The sequence below is a fragment of the Sphingomonas sp. RS6 genome (genome assembly GCF_054489705.1).
The window spans coordinates 140,769-155,177 of the sequence record NZ_JBTMWM010000005.1; the positions used below are offsets into that span (position 1 = coordinate 140,769).

12 protein-coding genes are annotated in these 14,409 nt (G+C 65.2%); 7 read left to right on the top strand and 5 right to left on the bottom strand.

The features are described 5' to 3' along the window. Both ACX40Y_RS11400 and ACX40Y_RS11405 read right to left on the bottom strand, forming a co-directional pair. Positions 1–1,398 (bottom strand): HlyD family type I secretion periplasmic adaptor subunit, encoded by a 1,398-nt coding sequence (locus ACX40Y_RS11400; RefSeq protein ID WP_459119684.1) that lies wholly within the window; start codon positions 1,396–1,398, stop codon positions 1–3. Further along, on the bottom strand, positions 1,395–3,581 hold the full coding sequence (locus ACX40Y_RS11405) for a type I secretion system permease/ATPase (RefSeq protein ID WP_459119685.1): 2,187 nt from the start codon (positions 3,579–3,581) through the stop codon (positions 1,395–1,397). Before ACX40Y_RS11405 ends, ACX40Y_RS11400 begins: the two co-directional genes overlap by 4 nt. 272 nt (positions 3,582–3,853) lie before the next feature. Between ACX40Y_RS11405 and ACX40Y_RS11410 the strand changes: the two genes are divergently transcribed. The 7 genes from ACX40Y_RS11410 (at position 3,854) to ACX40Y_RS11440 (ending at position 10,871) form a co-directional block, all read left to right on the top strand. Next, a complete protein-coding gene (locus ACX40Y_RS11410) occupies positions 3,854–4,357 on the top strand; it encodes an FxDxF family PEP-CTERM protein (protein ID WP_459119686.1) in 504 nt (167 codons plus the stop codon). A gap of 706 nt (positions 4,358–5,063) precedes the next feature. Then, the gene (locus tag ACX40Y_RS11415) at positions 5,064–6,356 is read left to right on the top strand and encodes an exopolysaccharide biosynthesis polyprenyl glycosylphosphotransferase (protein WP_459119687.1); all 1,293 of its coding nucleotides are present in this window, start codon (positions 5,064–5,066) and stop codon (positions 6,354–6,356) included. Between the two features lie 111 nt (positions 6,357–6,467). Beyond that, positions 6,468–7,346: a glucose-1-phosphate thymidylyltransferase RfbA gene (rfbA, locus tag ACX40Y_RS11420; protein WP_459119688.1), complete on the top strand. Its 879-nt coding sequence runs from the start codon at positions 6,468–6,470 to the stop codon at positions 7,344–7,346. After that, the gene (gene rfbC, locus ACX40Y_RS11425; protein ID WP_459119689.1) at positions 7,343–7,909 is read left to right on the top strand and encodes a dTDP-4-dehydrorhamnose 3,5-epimerase; all 567 of its coding nucleotides are present in this window, start codon (positions 7,343–7,345) and stop codon (positions 7,907–7,909) included. Before rfbA ends, rfbC begins: the two co-directional genes overlap by 4 nt. A 3-nt stretch (positions 7,910–7,912) precedes the next feature. After that, entirely contained in the window at positions 7,913–8,974 is a 1,062-nt protein-coding gene (gene rfbB / locus ACX40Y_RS11430; RefSeq protein ID WP_459119690.1) for a dTDP-glucose 4,6-dehydratase, read from the top strand. Beyond that, positions 8,974–9,843 (top strand): dTDP-4-dehydrorhamnose reductase, encoded by an 870-nt coding sequence (rfbD, locus tag ACX40Y_RS11435; protein WP_459119691.1) that lies wholly within the window; start codon positions 8,974–8,976, stop codon positions 9,841–9,843. The genes rfbB and rfbD overlap by 1 nt, the downstream gene beginning before the upstream one ends. Positions 9,844–9,962: 119 nt before the next feature. Then, complete coding sequence (locus ACX40Y_RS11440) at positions 9,963–10,871, top strand: DMT family transporter (RefSeq protein ID WP_459119692.1); 909 nt, start codon at positions 9,963–9,965, stop codon at positions 10,869–10,871. Here the strand turns inward: ACX40Y_RS11440 and ACX40Y_RS11445 are convergent. The 3 genes from ACX40Y_RS11445 to ACX40Y_RS11455 form a co-directional block, all read right to left on the bottom strand. Next, positions 10,846–11,475: a DUF938 domain-containing protein gene (locus ACX40Y_RS11445; RefSeq protein ID WP_459119693.1), complete on the bottom strand. Its 630-nt coding sequence runs from the start codon at positions 11,473–11,475 to the stop codon at positions 10,846–10,848. The genes ACX40Y_RS11440 and ACX40Y_RS11445 overlap by 26 nt on opposite strands. Next, complete coding sequence (locus ACX40Y_RS11450) at positions 11,472–11,975, bottom strand: DUF1453 domain-containing protein (protein ID WP_459119694.1); 504 nt, start codon at positions 11,973–11,975, stop codon at positions 11,472–11,474. The genes ACX40Y_RS11445 and ACX40Y_RS11450 overlap by 4 nt, the downstream gene beginning before the upstream one ends. An 87-nt stretch (positions 11,976–12,062) precedes the next feature. Then, positions 12,063–14,408, bottom strand: a complete 2,346-nt coding sequence (locus ACX40Y_RS11455; RefSeq protein WP_459119695.1) for a S9 family peptidase — start codon at positions 14,406–14,408, stop codon at positions 12,063–12,065. Between the last annotated feature and the right edge of the window lies 1 nt (position 14,409).

Here is a 14,409-nt window from a genome sequence, read left to right on the forward strand (position 1 = left end):
TCACCGTTCGTGCAGCGCCCCCGTTCCCGTCTCCAGCACGGGGCCGACTAGGTAGCTGAGCAGCGTCCGCTTGCCGGTGACGATGTCCGCCGACGCGATCAGCCCGGGGCGAAGCGGGACGCGCGCACCATCGGCGACGACATAGCCACGTTCGAGCGCGATCCGAGCTTTGTAGACCGGCGGCTGGCCATCCTTCACCTGCACGGCCTCGGGGCTGATCCCGGTGACAGTGCCGGGGATCGTCCCATAGCGGGTATAGGGGAACGCCTGGAGCTTGACGTTCACGGTCATGCCGGTGCGGACGAAACCGACATCGCCGTTCTGGATCATCACCTCTGCCTCGAGCCTGGCATTGTCCGGCACGATCGTCAGCAGCGGCTTGGTGCCTTCGATCACCCCGCCCTCGGTGTGCACGGCGAGTTGCGAGACGGTGCCGCTGACGGGTGCACGCAATTCGCGGAACGAACTGCGCAGCGTCGCCTTGGCGAGTTCTTCGCGCCGCGAGCGTGCCTCGTCCTGCGCCTTCACCAGATCCTGAAGGATCTGCGCCCTCGCCTCTTCGCGCGTGCGTACCGAGTTGGTCGAGGCGCTGCTCGATTGCTGGGCAAGCCGCGCGACCGTGGCGCGGGCACCGGCCAGATCCTGGCGCTCCGAAATGAGCTGCCGCCGCATCTCGACGACGCGCAGCTTCGAGACATAGCCCTTGGCGGCCAGCGCCTCATTGGCCGAGACTTGCTGTTCGAGCAGCGGCAGCGATTGTTCGAGCTTGCGAACCTGGGCCTGCGCCTCGGCGGACGCCGATGCGGCGGCGCCGCGGTCCGAACGGCCGCTCGCCAGCATCGCCTGGATTTCGCCGAGCCGCGCACGCGCCAGCCCGCGATGCGTCTCGATCTCCGCCGGGCTCGCCCCCTCCGGCGCGACGAATCGGAAGCCCTTGCCTTCGAGCGCTTCGACGATGGCCTGGTTGCGGGCGACCTCCAGCTCGGAGCTGATCAGCGCCGCACGGACCTGCGCCGCCTCCGCCGTCGAAACGGTCGGGTCGAGCGTGATCAGCACCTGGCCCTTGCGGACCTTCTGCCCCTCGGTGACGAGAATATTGCGAACGATGCCCGATTCGGGCGATTGAACCAGCTTGGTTTCACCCACCGGCGCGATGCGCCCCTGGGTGGGCGCGATCACCTCGACCTTGCCGAAGGTCAGCCAAACGCCGGTGATCGCCAGCCCGGCGAGCATCACCCGCGCGGTTACCCGCGCCGTCGGCGATACCGGGCGCTCGATGATTTCCAGTGCCGCGGGCAGGAATTCGAGGTCGTAGTCCCGGCGGCGATTGGCCGGGGCCAGGAAGTTGCGGGCACGGGCGGCGGCACCGCCCCGGCCCATCGTGACGATGGCGTTCATGCGGCGATCTCCCCAAGCCCGTTCTGGCGCCGGTGGAGATCGGCATAGCGACCACCCAACCGGAGCAATTCCTCATGCCGGCCGCTTTCGACGATGCGGCCGCCCTCGAGCGTGATGATCCGGTCGCAGGCGCGAACGGCGGACAGGCGGTGCGCGATGATGACCAGGGTACGGCCCGCCGAGATCGCGCGCAGATTGTTCTGGATCAGTTCCTCGCTCTCGGCGTCGAGCGCGGACGTCGCCTCGTCGAACACCAGAATTCGCGGATTGCCGACCAGCGCACGGGCGATGGCGATGCGCTGGCGCTGACCGCCGGAAAGGTTCACGCCGCGTTCGACGATCTCGGTATCGTAACCGCGGGGCTGGCGCAGGATGAAGTCGTGCGCGCCCGCCATCGTCGCCGCACCAACGATCCGCTCGAACGGCATCGCCGGGTTGGACAGCGCGATATTGTCGCGGATCGTGCGGTTGAACAGCAGGTTTTCCTGAAGCACGACACCAATCTGGCGGCGGAGCCAGGCGGGATCGAGCTGGGCGACATCGACATCGTCGACGAGCACCCGGCCAAGATCAGGCGTGTTGAGCCGCTGAAGCAGCTTGGCGAGCGTCGACTTGCCCGAACCCGACGAGCCGACGATGCCGAGCGAGCTGCCCGCCGGAATGTCGAGTGTGATGTCGCTGAGCACCGGCGGCAGGTCTTCGCTGTAGCGGAAGGTGACGTTTTCGAAGCGGATCGAGCCGCGCAGCACCGGCAGGGTGGCGGCCGAGGCCGAACGCGGCTCGGTGGGATGATTGAGCACGTCGCCCAGCCGCTCGATGGCGATGCGGACTTGCTGGAAGTCCTGCCACAGCTGCGCCATGCGGATCACCGGCCCGGCAACGCGCTGCGCGAACATGTTGAAGGCGACCAGCGCACCGACGCTCATCGCGCCGGCGATCACCGCCTTGGCGCCGAAGAAAAGGATCGCCGCGAAGCTGACCTTGGAGACGAACTCGATCGCCTGCGTGCCGGTGTTCGCGACGTTGATCAGCCGCTGCGACGACGCAGTATAGGCCGCAAGCTGCTGTTCCCAGCGGTTCTGCCAGTGCGGCTCGACCGAGGTGGCCTTGATCGTGTGGATGCCGGCGACGCTTTCGACGAGCAGCGCATTGCTTGCCGAGCTTTTCTCGAACTTATCGTTGACGCGCGTGCGCAGCGGCCCGGCGACGGCGAACGAGATGACCGCATAGGCGATCAGCGACACGATGACGATCCCGAACAGCGACGGTGAGTAGAACAGCATCGCGCCGAGGAACACGAAGGTGAACAGCGGATCGACCATCACCGACAGCGATGCGTTGGTCAGGAATTCGCGAATCGTCTCGAGCTGGCGGACACGCGTCACGGTGTCGCCGACGCGGCGCTTCTCGAAATAGCCGAGCGGCAGCGCCAGCAGATGGCGGAACAGGCGTGCGCCGAGTTCGACGTCGATCTTCTGCGCGGTTTCGGTAAAGACGCGCGTGCGGATCCAGCCGAGCGCGACTTCCCATACGGACACCGCCAGGAACGCGAAGGCCAGCACGCTGAGCGTGCTCATGCTGTTGTGAATCAGCACCTTGTCGATCACGCTCTGGAACAGCAGCGGCGCCGCCAATCCGAGCAGGTTTAGCGCGAAGGTGATGCCGAGCACTTCGGCCAGCAACCGCCGATAGCGATGGAGCTGCTGGGTGAACCAGGCAAAGCCGAAGCGGAGCTGCGGCGCGGCCGAGGCGCGGGTGGTGAGCAGCACCAGCGTGCCCGACCAGATCGCGTCGAGCCCGTCGCGATCGACCTGTTCGGCGGCGCGGCCGGCGCGCTGGATGATGACGCCGTGTTCGGTCAGGCCGCCGATCACGAACCAGCCTTCCGGCCCATCGGCGATCGCGGGCAGCGGATGGCGAGCGAGCGCGCCGCGCGGCACTTCGACGATCTTGGCGCGAACCCCCTGGTGGCGCTTGGCGAGGCGAACCAGATCATCCCCGCTCGGCGATTCGCTGTGCCCCAGTTCGTGGCGAAGCTGCTCCGGCGTCGTCGCGACCCGATGGACGCCCAGTAGAAGGGCGAGCGCCTGCAGGCCGGATTCGCGAAGCATGGCTTCGCGCTCGACCGCAGCACCTGCAGCAAATGCGCTTTGCAGGCGCGCCTGCATTTCCTCGCGTCTCATTTTGGGACATGCCTCCACTGGCGTCACGTCGACACAGTGGATGATGAAGAGCGCTGGTAAACAGGCGGTTAAGCAACGGAGCCGGCAGGGAATCTACCTATTCCCGGCCATCGCGTCCGGGACCAATCAGCCTGCTGCACCGCTGTTGAATGCATGCTGCACCTGCGTAAAATTTCGGCGGATCCGATTGCCGTTTACAGGCTTTTAACATAGAGCAGTCGTCACCAAGGGCTCATCGGTTGCGCCTGGTGTGTTTTGTTGGGAGGTGTTTCATGTTCAATTTCAAGCGTGTTGCCACAGTAGCAGCGTTCGCCGTTTCTGCGTTCGGCATCGCCGGTTCCGCAAATGCAGCTGAATTCATGTGCACCCCGGCACCCGGGCAGTGCAGCTTCGACGGCACGACCGGCGGCTATTCGAACGTCAAGCGCGCGGCAGGCGAAACCGCCAGCGATATTTTCCACATCCTGGTCGACGCGCCGGGCCAGCTGATCCTGACCTTCACCACCGCCAAGCTGACGTTCGACAGCGCCACCTTCGCAGGCGTGACCTTCTCGCCGGTTGCCGGTCAGGAATATCTGTTCAACATCGCGACGGCAGGCACCTATGACCTGCTGCTGACGGTGAGCAACCCGACCAGCACGGTTGCGTCTTACAGCGGCACGATCGACGTCGCCGCCGTGCCGGAGCCGGCGATGTGGGGCATGATGATCGGGGGCTTCGCGATGGGCGGCATGGCGCTGCGTCGCCGTCGCTCGACGGCGGCTGCCGTCGCCTGATCCGGGTTCGTCAAAACGACCTGATTCGAGGCAAGGGGCGTCCCATCGGGCGCCCCTTCTTCATTGTAAGCATTGTCACCAAGGCGCATTAGTCACGCTTTAAGGTCCACGCGCGTAAGTCGCGGGGAGATGATCGGGAAACGGTGATGACCGGGCGGAGGCGGGTCCGCGTGCTCGACTTGGCATGGGGACAAGTTCTGGGGAAATTGGCGACCGCGAAGGCGGCACGAGGAGGAGAATGGCTGACGCGGCGACCTCATCATGACTGCGAAAGGACTTCAGAAGAGACTCGGCCCGTCGCGAGGTTCACGTGTTTTCGTCGAATAATCAACGATTCGGCTATCGACGTGACAAAGGCGTCGCGACTAGGACGTGCCACGGGCGTGATCTGCGGCAACAAGACCTGGCACACCGGCGGGAATCGACCTGGGTTTATCAACGCAGAAGGCCGTCATGCGAATCTACCTTTTCGTCGCATTAGGCGGCGTTCAGGCGTGGAACAGTTTATAGTGCAGTGCAGCAAAGCGAATCGGCACTTGTCGGCGTATGTATTCCGTTGAAGGAACAGAGCGAGGCAATGAACGCTTTCGAAGCCCAGCGCGCCTTTGAGGAGCAACTTCGGGCACATGCGGTATCCACCGGAGCCGCCGGCCCCGCACGCGCGATGTGGCGCAAGTCGATGGTTCGGCTGGTCCTTTATGTCGAGATGGTGTTGCTCGACAGCATCGGCATTATGCTCGGCTTTTACGTGGCGGCATGTGCACGTGACGGCGACTGGCTTTCGCTCGCCGGTGTCAATGTGGGGATACTGGTTCTGCCGATCACGCTCGGCACCGCCATCGCCAGCGGCGCTTATTCGCTCAATTCGCTGCGATTCCCGGTAAGTGGCGTCAAAAGCATCTATTCGGCGTTCTTTCTCGCCATTTTCGCGATCCTGTTGGGCAGTTATCTGCTGATCGCCGAGTTGCCGCTGTCCCGGGCTCAACTCGCGATCGGCTCGTGCGCGGCGCTGGCCTTCGTTGCGCTCGGGCGGATCGGTTTCCGCCATCATGTCCGCCAGATGACCGGCGGCGTTCTGCTCGATGAACTTCTCATCTTGGATGGCGTGTCGCTCGACGCCGCCGACGGAACGGTTTCGCTGGACGCCCGCATCGTCAACCTGTCGCCGAATCCACGCGATCCGCAGATGTTGCAGCGCCTGGGCAGTACCGTGGCCGGCTTCGATCGCGTCATCGTCGCGTGCACCGAGGAGCGGCGGGCCGTGTGGGCACTGCTGCTCAAGGGCATGAACATCAAGGGTGAAATCCTTGTTCCCCAGTTCAATGCGCTGGGAGCGATCGGTGTTGCGACCTATCACGGCAAGGACACGCTGGTCGTGTCGCAGGGACCGCTCAACATGCCGAACCGGGCGAAGAAGCGGGCGCTGGACTTGCTGATCACCGTTCCGGCGCTGATCTTTCTGGCGCCACTGATGATCCTGGTCGCCATCGCGATCAAGCTGGAGTCGCCCGGGCCGGTGCTGTTCGCGCAAGACCGCGTCGGGCGTGGCAACCGGCTGTTCAAGATCCTCAAGTTCCGCTCGATGCGACAGGCGCAGTGCGATGCGGACGGCAATGTTTCGGCCAGTCGCGACGACGACCGGATCACGATGGTCGGCAAGTTCATTCGCAAGACGAGCATCGACGAGTTGCCCCAGCTTCTCAACGTCCTTCGCGGCGACATGAGCGTAGTCGGGCCCCGCCCCCATGCCTTGGGCTCGCGCGCGGCAGACCATTATTTTTGGGAGATCGATGAGCGCTACTGGCACCGCCATACGCTCAAGCCCGGTATGACCGGCCTTGCGCAGGTTCGCGGATTCCGAGGCGCAACCGATCGCGAGATTGACCTGACCAACCGCTTGCAGGCCGATATGGAATATATCGACGGCTGGGATATCTGGCGAGACGTCACCATCCTGCTCAGAACGCTGCGCGTGATCGTCCATTCAAATGCGTTCTGACCGGTCGCGCCCGATCATTCTGCAACTGTTGCAGGGCGTTGAAAACGCTTAGGGCTCTCACGCGCGAATCAACATCCTGCGCGGGCCGCGCGCGTCACCAGGGACTATATAATGAAGGGTATCATTCTGGCGGGCGGGAGCGGCACGCGCCTCTACCCCGCGACGCTGTCAATCTCGAAGCAGTTGCTTCCCGTCTATGACAAGCCGATGATCTTCTATCCGCTGTCGGTGCTGATGCTGACGGGCATCCGGGATATTCTGATCATCTCCACGCCGCGCGACCTGCCGATGTTCGAGGCGCTGCTCGGCGACGGCTCGGCCTTCGGCATCAATCTCAGCTATGCCGAGCAACCCTCGCCCAACGGCCTTGCCGAGGCGTTCATCATCGGCGCCGATTTCGTCGGCAACGATCCCAGCGCCCTGATCCTGGGCGATAACATCTATCACGGCGAAAAGATGGGCGAGCGCTGCCAGGCGGCTGCGGCCCAGGCATCGCAGGGCGGCGCCAATGTGTTTGCCTATCATGTCGACGATCCCGAACGCTACGGCGTAGTCGCCTTCGATCCCGAGACGGGCGTGGCCACCAGCGTCGAGGAAAAACCGACCAACCCCAAGTCGAACTGGGCGATCACCGGCCTCTATTTCTACGACAAGGACGTGGTCGACATAGCCAAGTCGATCCAGCCCTCCGCGCGTGGGGAGCTGGAAATCACCGACGTCAACCGCATCTACATGGAACGGGGCGACCTCCACATCACCCGGCTGGGCCGCGGCTATGCCTGGCTCGACACCGGCACGCATGACAGCCTGCACGAGGCCGGTTCGTACGTCCGCACGCTGGAGCACCGGACCGGCGTGAAGATCGCCTGCCCCGAAGAAGTCGCCTATGAGAGCGGCTGGCTCGATGCCGATTCGATCCTCAAGCGCGCGGCTGGCCTCGGCAAGACGGGCTATGCTGCCTATCTGCGCAAGCTGGTGGCTGCCGCATGACCCAGGTCCATCATCACGAACTGTCCGGCGTCATCGAGTTCACGCCGCCCAAATATGGCGATCATCGCGGCTTTTTCTCGGAAGTGTTCAAGCAGTCGGTGCTCGACGCGGAAGGCGTCGAGGCGCGCTGGATCCAGGACAATCAGAGCTTCTCGGCGCAGCCGGGGACGATCCGCGGCCTGCACCTGCAGGCGCCGCCCTTCGCCCAGGCCAAGCTGGTGCGCGTGCTGCGCGGTGCGATCTATGACGTTGCGGTCGATATCCGTCGCGGCTCGCCGACCTATGGCAAATGGGTCGGCGTCGAGCTTTCAGCAGACAAGTGGAACCAGCTGCTGGTCCCCGCCGGCTATGCGCACGGCTTCATGACGCTCGTTCCGGATTGCGAGATCCTCTACAAGGTCAGTGCCAAATATTCGAAGGATTCGGAAATGGCGATCCGCTGGGACGATCCCGACCTCGCCATCACCTGGCCGGACATCGGCGTGGAACCGGTGCTCTCCGAAAAGGACGCGGTCGCGACGCCATTCGCCGACTTCAACACCCCCTTCTTCTATCAGGGCTGAGCCATGCAGCAGACCTTCCTCGTCACCGGCGGCGCCGGCTTCATCGGCTCGGCGGTGGTGCGCCACCTGGTCCGCCAGGGCGCGCGCGTCATCAATCTCGACAAGCTCACGTATGCCGGCAACCCGGCCTCGCTGACCGCGATCGAGAACGCCCCCAACTACCGCTTCGTCCATGCCGACATCGCCGACACCGCGACGATCCTGCCGCTGCTGCGCGAAGAGCAGGTCGATGTGGTGATGCACCTGGCAGCCGAGAGCCATGTCGATCGCTCGATCGACGGCCCGGGCGCGTTCATCGAAACCAACGTCGTCGGCACGTTCAAGCTGCTTCAGGCGGCGCTCGAATATTGGCGCGGGCTGGAAGGCGAGAAGCGCGACGCGTTCCGCTTCCACCACATCTCCACCGACGAAGTGTTCGGCGACCTGCCGTTCGACAGCGGCATCTTCACCGAAGACACGCCCTATGACCCCTCCTCACCCTATTCGGCGTCGAAGGCGGCGAGCGACCATCTGGTGCGTGCCTGGGGCCACACCTATGGCCTGCCGGTGGTGCTGTCGAACTGCTCGAACAATTACGGGCCGTTCCACTTCCCCGAGAAGCTGATCCCGCTGACCATCCTCAACGCGCTGGAGGGCAAGCCGCTGCCGGTCTATGGCAAGGGCGAGAATATCCGCGACTGGCTCTATGTCGACGACCACGCCAAGGCGCTGGCGACCATCGCCACCACCGGCAAGGTCGGCGAGAGCTACAATGTCGGCGGCCGCAACGAGCGGACGAACCTGCAGGTCGTCGAGACGATCTGCGACCTGCTCGACCAGCGGATTCCGCTCGCCGACGGCCGCAAGCGCCGCGAGTTGATCACCTTCGTCACCGATCGCCCCGGCCACGACCGCCGCTACGCGATCGACGCGACCAAGCTCGAGACCGAGCTCGGCTGGAAGGCCGAGGAGAATTTCGACACCGGCATCGCGCGCACGATCGACTGGTATCTCGACAACGCCTGGTGGTGGGAGCCGATCCGCTCCGGCAAGTACGCCGGCGAACGGCTGGGGCAGACCGCCTGATGCGCATCCTCGTCACTGGCAAAGACGGCCAGGTCGCGCAGGCGCTGGCCGAGCAGGCGAAGGACCATGAACTCGTCTTCGTCACGCGGCCCGGGTTCGACCTCGCCCAGCCGGCGACGATCGAAGCGGCGGTGGCGAAGGTGCATCCGGACCTGATCGTCTCGGCCGCCGCCTATACGGCGGTCGACAAGGCCGAAAGCGAGCCCGAACTGGCGATGGCCATCAACGGCGACGGCCCCGGTGTGCTGGCACGCGCTGGGGCGAAGATCGGCGCGCCGATCATCCATCTGTCGACCGACTATGTGTTCGACGGCAGTCTCGACCGCCCCTGGCGCGAGGACGATCCCACCGGCCCGCTTGGCGCCTATGGCGCGACCAAGCTGGCGGGGGAGCAGGCGGTGCAGGCATCGGGTGCGGATCATGCCGTGATCCGGCTGGCCTGGGTCTACAGCCCGTTCGGCAACAACTTCGCGAAGACGATGCTGCGCCTCGCCGAGACGCGCGATGCGCTCAACGTGGTCGAGGACCAGCGCGGCTGCCCCAGCTCCGCGCTGGACATCGCCGCGGCGATCCTGGCGGTCGTCGAGCGCTGGCAGCGGGAAGGCGCCGCCAGCGGCGTGTACCATTTCGCCGGATCGGGCGAGACGAACTGGGCCGACTTCGCACGGGCGATCTTCGCCGAAAGCGCGAAACATGGTGGCCCGACGGCGGACGTGACCGGCATTCCCACATCAGCCTATCCGACCCCGGCCAAGCGCCCGTCGAACTCGCGGCTCGATTGCACGCGCTTCGCCGATACCTTCGGCTACCGCGCGCCGGCGTGGCAGGATTCGCTCGCGGTGGTGGTGGGACGCCTGCTTCAATCCTGAAGGCAACGATCAAGATTGGCCGCTTGCCCTTGCGCGACGCTGGTCTGGAAACTGGCGAGATTGATGAACATCCCCAATTGGGGTTGCCGCCCGCGCCCCCCGCCCTTAACCGTGCCCCCGTGTCCGAAGCTCGTCCCGATCGCATCGCCACCGGTCTGGCGCTCCGCCTGTTCGCCATTGCCTGCCTCGCCACGATGTCGGCGCTGGTCAAGATGTCCGAGCTGCGCGGCGCCTCGCTGATCGAGACGATGTTCCATCGTCAGCTCTGGGCCGTGCCGCTGGTCACCCTCTGGGTGGCGATGGGGCCGGGGCTCAAGTCGCTCAGGACCGCGCGGTTCGGCGCGCATGTCTGGCGTACCGCGATCGGCCTTACCGGCATGATCTTCACCTTTGGCGCGGTGATCCTGCTGCCGCTGGCGGAAGCGCAGACCTTTCAGTTCACCGTTCCGATCTTCGCGACGCTGCTCGGCGCGCTAATCCTAGGCGAGCGGACCGGGTGGCATCGGTGGACCGCGGTGATCCTGGGGTTCGTCGGCGTGCTGATCGTCGTGCAGCCGGGGCGCGAGGCGATTCCGTTGTTCGGCGCGTTCGTCGGTCTGATGGCGGCGCTGTTCGTCGCGATCGTGGCGATCACGCTGCGCCAGATCACGCGGACGGAAAGCGCCGGCACCACCGTGTTCTGGTTCTCGCTGCTCTCGGTGCCGGTCCTCGGCATCATCTATGTCTTCCACTTTCACCCGCACGATCCGCTTACATGGGCAATTCTGGTCGCCACCGGGCTGGTAGGCGGGGTCGGGCAGCTGGCGCTCACCGCGGCGATGCGCTTCGCCCCCGTCTCGGTGGTGGTGCCGATGGACTATTCGGGGCTGATCTGGGCAACGCTCTATGGCTGGCTGCTGTTCGATGTGTTCCCGACCTTTTCGACCTGGCTCGGGGCGCCGGTGATCATCGCGAGCGGGCTCTATATCGTCTATCGCGAACAGAAGCTGGCGCGCGGGCGCGCTAGCTACGACGAAACACCACTATGAGGTTGTTGGCGGGCATCGCCACCCGCCGCTCGAACACGAGACCGTGCGCTTCCCCCGCCGCGATCACGTCGCCGAGCAATCGCAGCCCCCATTCGGGATTGCGCGCGCGGAGCGACTGGTCGAATTCCTCGTTCGAGGACGCGGTGGGCACGCCTGACTCTCGATAGGGACCGTAAAGGATCAAGGAGCCGCCCGGCGGCAGCAGCCGCCCCGCCCCTGCCATCAGCCCCAGCGTCGCTGCCCACGGGCTGATATGGACCATGTTCACGCACAGGATCGCATCGGCACGGCTGACCGGCCAGTGTTCTTCAGCCGCGTCGAGCGCAACCGGCACGCGGACATTGGGCAGGCCATCGCACCAGGATGTGATCGAGGCGAGCGCATCAGGGTCCGGGTCGCTCGGCCGCCATTCGAGCTTGGGGAAATGCTCGGCGAAATAGGCGCAATGCTCGCCGCTGCCGCTCGCCACTTCGAGCACCGCGCCGGATGTGGGCAGCAGCTCGCCGAGCATCGTCGCGAGGGGCGCGCGGTTGCGCAGCGTCGCGGGGGCGTGGCGCCGCACACCGTCGGGCGGGGCCAGCCAGCCGCGTTCGCGATTGCTCATGCGGCGGCGCGTGCATGAGCGAGCAGGCGCTTGCCCCGCAGATACATCTCGACGCGCATCGCGCTGAACAGCCCAAGCGCCATCGTGCCGAATGCCTGGGTGAGTAGCATCACGTTAAGATGCAGCGCCGAGCCCTCGGCCTGGCCGACCAGCTTGATCGCGATCAGCACGACGATGAACAGGAGACCGCCGAGCGACGCCTTCTGGCTGAGCTGGTGCGTCGCGGGATCGACCGAGAGGTGCATCAGTTTGCCGCGCTGCCACCCCAGCCCCGCGCCGACCACCAGCGCGGCGGCGCACAGCGCCCAGCCGCCGAGGCTCGGCCGTGTCTGGACGAACAGGCTGGCGACGAGCAGCGCATAGAGGCTGGGCACGATCCACAGCCGCTCGAGGGTGAGCGGTCGCGCCCGGGACATGCGGCGGATGCGGAGCGCGAGGATCAGCCCCACGACGAGCGCGGTGATGCCATAGCGGATCAGGTGCGGCGTATCGAACTGCATGGCGGAGTCCCCCCGAAGCAATGCGATGCAACATAAGGGGAAGCGCAGCGGCGTCAAAACGCCGTTTTTACACCGTCCGCGAGATCTTCACTTGCCCGCGTCCGGCCGCTCGATCTTGAACTCCTTCGGCGGCGTCGCGCCCATCAGGTTCTCGACGAAATAGTCCCAGCGGCGGCGCATCATGTAATAGGACTGGTCGCCATAGCCGTGGTGTGCGCGCGGAAACAGGATGAGGTCGAAATCCTTGTTCGCCTTTTCCAGCGCGTCGACCACCAGCAGCGTCGACGATACCGGCACATTGTCGTCGAGCATCCCGTGCGCGAGCAGCAGCTTGCCCTTCAGGTTCTTGGCAATCTCCTGATTGGCTTGCAGGTCGTAATTGGTTTTCTCGCCGCTCCGCTCCAGCAGCCCGAGATACTTCTCGTAATAGTCGTCCTCATAGTTGCGATTGTCGTGGTTGCCGCTCTCGGCGATGCCGACCTTGAAGAAATCAGGATAGAGGAACATCGCGGCGGCCGTCGCATTGCCGCCGCCCGAATGCCCCCAAATGCCGACGCGATCGAGGTCGATCCACGGATTGCGCGTGGCCAGATCCTGGATGCCGGTCATCTGGTCCGGAACGGCCTGCTTGCCCATGTCGCGATGGTAATAATCCTGGAATGCCTTCGAGCGGCGCGGCGTTCCCATCCCATCGATCTCTACGACGGCGAAGCCCAGCTGCGCCAGCGCACCCGCATCCCCCTGGGCCGCGGCGAACTGCCGCGAGGGGATCGTCCCCATGAACGGGCCCGGGTAGATATAGTCGATCACCGGATATTTGCGCTGCGGATCGAGGCCCGCCGGCTTGAACAACAGGCCATAGCAGAGCGTCTTGCCGTCGCTGCACTGGACGGCGATGTTCTCCGGCGCCTGCCAGCCCGCCGCCTTCAGCCGCGTCACGTCACCCTTTGCGAGTTGCTGGACGACCGATCCGTCGGCGCGGCGCAGCACCGCGGTCTGCGGCTCCTGCGGCGTCGAATAGATGTCGACGAAATAGCGCCCGTCGCTGGACGGGATCGCGATATGATCCTGCTTCTCCGGCGTCAGCAGCCTGGGTTTGCCGCCCTTCAGGTCGATGGCATAGATGCTGCGATAATAGGGATCCATGCCTGGTTCGCGGCCGACACCGGCGATCAGCATCTTGCCGCTGCGCTCGTCGATGAAGACCGGGTGGTCGACATTCCACTGGCCGTGCGTGACCTGTCGGATCAGCTTGCCGGTGGCGGCGCTGTACAGATAATAATGGCCCCAGTCGTCGCGCTGCGACCACCACAAGATCTCGCCGCGCTCGGAAAGATAGCGCCAGTTGATCCCCTCGTCATTGTAGCCGCTGTCGAACCAGGTCGGCACCGTTTCGGTGACCACGTCGCGCACCGCACCGCTGGCGGCATCGGCGATGCGCACGGTCTCCACCTTGTGGTCGCGCGAGGTCGAGACGAAGGCGAGCGTCTTGCCGTCCTTCGCCCATTGCATGTCCTGCGGACCCTCGCCGCACACCACGTCGTCGCACAGCGAGGAGCGATGCGGCTCCGCCGGCATCTTGAGGCGGATCACCTGGGCCCCGTCGACATCGACGATGACGCGCTGGATCTGGATGATCTCCTTGTCGCCGACGAACGGGTATTTCCAGGTGTCGACCTGCGAATGGCCGACCTGCGTCGTCGTGGTGGAAAAGTCCGCCACCTTGCGCTGGTCCTGCTGGAAGGTCGCCAGCCTTTTGGAGTCCGGCGACCAGATCACGATCGCCTGGTCCGAATGCTTCCAGCCGGCATTGTCGGTCGCGTAGCCGAAATCCTTGACGCCGTCGGTGGTCAGTTGCCGCTCCGCGCCCGTTGCCATGTCGCGGACCCACAGGTTCCAGTCGCGCACGAAGGCGGCGCGCTTGCCGTCCGGGGAGAGCACAGCGTCGGCCGGCCCCTGATGCGCGAGATAGCCGGCAATCTGCCCGGCGCTGGGCGCCGCAGACTCCGTGCACCCATAGGGCTGCGCCATCGCGCACGCATAACGCTGGCCGCCGACGCTGACGATCGCACTATTCTTCGCGAGATCCGGCACGAAATCGCCGATGGTCAGCTTCGCCGCGTCCTGCTCCTTCAGCCCGGCGGCGTTGAGCGACGCCAGCAGCGCCCTGGTTTCGAAGGCCGCCTTCTTCGTGCGCTTGGCGGCGTCGACCAGCATGATCGTCGGCACGCCGTGGTCGGTGTCGACATACCAGAAGCGGCGCGCGTCGATCCAATGCGCCGAGCGCACCGCGTGGTCGACCAGCGGCGCCGTCCAAGGACCGAGCTGGTGCATCGCGCGGGTATAATCGGCGTCGGTCAGCACCGGCCGCTGTTGCGCAGTCGCCGTGCCGGCGGTCAGGGAAGCCAGGAGACAGCAGGCGAGAAGGCGCATC